The sequence below is a fragment of the Stenotrophomonas maltophilia group sp. RNC7 genome, from assembly GCF_030910085.1.
In the GTDB taxonomy this organism is placed as follows: Bacteria; Pseudomonadota; Gammaproteobacteria; order Xanthomonadales; family Xanthomonadaceae; genus Stenotrophomonas; species Stenotrophomonas sepilia.
Genome location: NZ_JAVFVN010000120.1, coordinates 1 through 1,831 on the forward strand (window position 1 = coordinate 1; position 1,831 = coordinate 1,831).

Genomic DNA, 1,831 nt, shown 5'->3' on the forward strand with positions numbered 1-1,831 from the left:
AATGATAAATGCCCGGTATAGCTTTTTCCTGCGATTGTTGATGCGCCATCGGCGACGTGTATATATTTGTTCTTTAACAATTATTACTCCGTGTCTTACCCTCAAAGGCGGCGGCTGAGATGAGCGAAGCTTCCGACTTTGCCGCACGATTGTATGCTTTGGCGCGAAGCGATAACGGCGAGAATGTAACGCTTGAGCTCGGGGGTGTTCCGGTCTTTGTTGTGCAGGATCTGGATAGTGCGCATTATATTTTGCGGCACAACGCAAGTAACTATCTCAAAAGCATGGACTGGTTCCGTCAGGCGCTTGGCGCTTCGCGTTTTACGGAGAACGGGCCTGCTTGGGCGGAACGACAGGCGTTGTCTCAGCCGTTCTTTTCCCGGTTTGACCGGGAGAAAACAGTCAGGGCTTCCGTGGCCGCGGCGCGCAAGGCCCTGGACAAGCTGTACCGTCACGCGAATGAGGGGCGGCAAACGATAGATGATGCAGTGCTCAGGTATCTGGCTGCTTCTGTGATGCTGGAGGTGTTCTTTGATGTCGATCTCGAAACGTCCGGTGTCGAGCCCGAACATATCGCCTATCTTGTAGGATTCGGCTCGGAATATTCTTTCGTTCCTGCCAGAAACAACATTGCCTTTTCCAATGCTGAAATCACGCGGTTTCTGGATATCCGGTATAAGGTTCTGCACAGCATGCAGACCTTCCGGAACGGTGATGCCTCAGAACAAAGTCTTCTCGGCAGAGTTCGGAAAATGGATGCCGATGGTAGCCACGGCTTTCGACTCGAACATGAAATGACGATGTATTTTGCAGCCGCCAGCGAGACTACAGCAGCGACGCTGGGATGGGCGATGTATTGCCTGTCGCGCTGGCCGGACATCCAGACCAGACTGCGCTCAGCTTGCGAACTGCTGCCGGACCTAGATGAATGCCTATGGGATAATATCGAAGGAAGCGAAATATTGCGCAATTTCGTTCTGGAGGTCTTGCGTATGTTCCCGTCTACGCCGGTTATTGCGCGTCGCGCAATTGACGAAGACCAGATTGGTGGCCGGTTCATAGCCGCGGACGAACAGGTCCTGATTTCACTCGTCGGCATTCAGCACAGCCGCAAGATCAATCCCGATCCCTGGAAGCTGGATATTGAAAGGCCGGCGCCTGGCGGGGCAAATTTTGGTAATTCGATTTCTTTTAGCACTGGTCCGCGTGTATGCGGTGGAACACGATTTGCACTTGCTGAACTGATGTCCGTGCTTCTGACGTTCATTCGAGAAGCCAAATTCGAAGCGACATCCCCGGACGAACCCAATTTTCTCTTTCGCACTCAGCTCATGAACGAGGGTGGGCAGCCCGTTTCTGTATCGCCACTGCGGTCCGGTCGGTCTTATGGAAATGGAATCTAGAGCTATCCTGGAGATACCTATTGATAGTTCTGCCAATGCCTTTGTGAGAGCAGCGCCAGCTGCGCCGCTTCAAGAAAGCCGCTGAGAAACCAGTCATAGACGGTGTTGGACGACAGTGCCCGAAATGTTGGCTCGCTGATTGTATAGAGATGGCTTCTTCTCTGCCCATGCTCTGATGGCTGGCTGAATTCAACAAGACTTGGCGTAAGGAGGCCTTTGTTGCGAAGCGCCTCGGCAAATAAGGATGCCCGCCGTCGCCCCTCATGTATCTGTGCGGCGAAACCAGCAATCTGGTGCAGCAAATTTGTCGGTTGCCCCGCTTCATCAAATAATGGGAGAGCCGCCGCATTTTGCTCCAGCGGGACCACCTGTCCTGCAGATGAGTCGAACAAGAGGATACCGGCATCCTGATCTGGAAGTTTCTCCAG

The 1,831-nt window shown here is 53.1% G+C and carries 2 protein-coding genes; one reads left to right on the forward strand and one right to left on the reverse strand.

Features of this window, described 5'->3' with window-relative positions; translation table 11 throughout:
• Window positions 1-119 precede the first annotated feature (119 nt).
• Window positions 120-1,403: a cytochrome P450 gene (locus RCF13_RS01475; protein WP_308140753.1), complete on the forward strand. Its 1,284-nt coding sequence runs from the start codon at window positions 120-122 to the stop codon at window positions 1,401-1,403.
• 17 nt (window positions 1,404-1,420) lie between these two features.
• Here RCF13_RS01475 and RCF13_RS01480 read toward each other — a convergent pair.
• Window positions 1,421-1,831 (reverse strand): SapC family protein (locus RCF13_RS01480; RefSeq protein ID WP_308140754.1); only part of this gene is annotated, 411 nt, incomplete at its 5' end.

Coding starts and splice junctions, on each gene's coding strand:
- RCF13_RS01475 (WP_308140753.1), top strand. CDS start 120: ATGAGCGAAGCTTCCGACTTTGCCGCACGATTGTATGCTTTGGCGCGA.